The organism is Methanosarcina spelaei (assembly GCF_002287235.1).
GTDB lineage: Archaea > Halobacteriota > Methanosarcinia > Methanosarcinales > Methanosarcinaceae > Methanosarcina > Methanosarcina spelaei.
On record NZ_LMVP01000220.1, the window covers coordinates 1 to 2,334 of the forward strand.

Below are 2,334 nucleotides of genomic sequence, written 5' to 3' on the forward strand. Positions count from 1 at the left end.
TTACCTTTACTGATAAGAGTACAAATAGTCCAACTTCCTGGAAGTGGAACTTTGGAGACGGAACATCGTCAACAGCCAGGAATCCAACCCATAAGTATTCAGCAGAAGGAAAATACACAGTAACACTGACAGCGACCAATTCTGCAGGTAGCAACACGGTAACAAAATCAAACTATATAACAGTAACAGCAACTTCGCAGGCTCCTGTTGCGGATTTTTGGGGTTCCCCACTCTCAGGAAAAGCTCCACTAAAGGTTACATTTACAGAGGCAAGCAAAGGATCGCCAACGACGTGGAGATGGGATTTCGGAGATGGGACATACTCAACACAAAAGAGTCCAGTACACACATATTCAGCTGCAGGAACTTACACGGTTAAACTTACAGCAACAAATGCAGCAGGAAGTAATACAAAAACAAAATGGAATTACGTAAAAGTGTCAGAAGCTTCCCAAATTCCAGTTGCTAGTTTTAGCAGCAATGCAAACTCAGGAAATGCACCGTTAAGTATTACCTTTACTGACACCAGCACAGGGTCCCCAACTTCATGGAAATGGGATTTTGGAGATGGAACATATTCAACAGTTCAAAATCCAACGCACATATATTCAACCGCAGGAAAATACACGGTAACACTGACAGCAAGTAATACGGCTGGAAGTAACACGGTCGCTAAATCGAATTATATAACAGTGACAGCAACTTCACAGGCTCCTGTTGCGGATTTCTGGGGATGGCCGCTTTCAGGAAAAGCAGCACTAGAGGTAGCATTTACTGAGACCAGCAAAGGATCCCCAACTTCATGGAGATGGGATTTTGGAGATGGGACATACTCAACACAAAAGAGTCCAAAGCATAAATATTCAGCTGCAGGAAATTATACGGTTAAACTTACAGCAACAAATACAGCAGGCAGTAGTACAAAAACCAAATACAAGTATGTAAAAATAACATTGTAATATCTAAAAAATAAGCTTGAGATTGAAAAGTAGATTAAAAAAATTAAAGGTAGAGAGGAGTGGGGTTCATTAATCAAATCTAATAGGAGAGTTATATTCAGTTGATCTACAAAATCTCAGAGTGTCGTGCAAATGATTGTTCATCACCCTCTTAAACTTAATTAATTTACACTTTTTTGAACTTATATGAGTATTTAAATCCTGCTTTTATATTTTGCAACAAAAACGAGACTGAGAACCGAGTTTTTCTTGTAAATTCAGTCTGAACTTGGATTTCATAGTATAAAGCCGTAAAGGTAACACATAAGCAACACATAGAACAAAAATTGAGACAAAAAATTAAATTTTTGGACAAGAATTAGGAACTTTTTAATATAAAGTATCTAAATATAGAACGAACCAGAAATCATGGGATAAAAAAGATATGTTCCACATAAGATCTAACATATATTCGATATAAATAGAATTCTTATAATGGCTATTTCGTATGGAGAATGTGGAAAAGATATAAGTGCCGAAAGTTGGCGAATTTGAGACATAGTAACGCCAAAATTGAACTAAAAAAGTTTGGTACTTAATAATTTTTATTAGATCTGCAGATTATCTGTAGCTACATCCCAATTTTCACGATTTTAAACTCCTGTTCAATCTATCAATTAAAAGTAAAATAAATATCACTACATAATGGAACTGAGTTTAGAACGATAAAACCTGTATTCGGCAGCTCGGCATTGATATTTGAATGTTTTTCAGGATAAGTATTCTCTTCAAATTTTATGGAAAAACAGATCACGCATATTTATTAAGTTAAAATTTACTCAGGTATACAAATAAACTAAGACTAGAAAAATTAAGACTAAAAACGTATTAAGAAACCAGTTTGCCTTTAAAAATATATGAAAAAATATTCTAGGTTTTTAGCTAGAGTATCTTCCCCTGAACTGAAGAGGGTTCTATGATAGCGTTTTTCAGATATCCTATTGGTTTGTCCTGTGTTTAACAATGTTAACATATTGCTGAAACATTATAATAAAAAAATAACAGGCCATTATTACAATCTTTTGGGATGGAGTTGAATACAAGTTCCCAAAAAACGTTATCAGTGAAAAGTATTTGGAAAACAGATTTACCTGCTGGCTGTAGGACTAAACATAACGGAGTAAGACAATGAAAATGAACAAAAAACTGTGTTCAGTAGCCTTAGCTTCAACAACCATTGTTTTATTTTTAATTTTAACGTTGTCTACTACATCGGCAGCTACTGCACAGGGCACTTCTAACACGGCTAAATACGCATATATTACGAATAGTGGGGCCACTACAGTCTCTGTAATTGATACAGCTACAAATAAGGTTACAGCCACCGTGAATGGAG

1 protein-coding gene and 1 pseudogene are annotated in these 2,334 nt (G+C 35.5%); both read left to right on the forward strand.

Annotated features, from left to right (window positions below; genetic code table 11):
* On the forward strand, window positions 1–959 hold a 959-nt coding region (locus ASJ81_RS11255), incomplete at its 5' end, for a PKD domain-containing protein (RefSeq protein ID WP_141241683.1).
* A 1,167-nt stretch (window positions 960–2,126) separates the two neighbouring features.
* Window positions 2,127–2,334 (forward strand): annotated as a pseudogene (locus ASJ81_RS11260) (hypothetical protein); the annotation flags it as partial.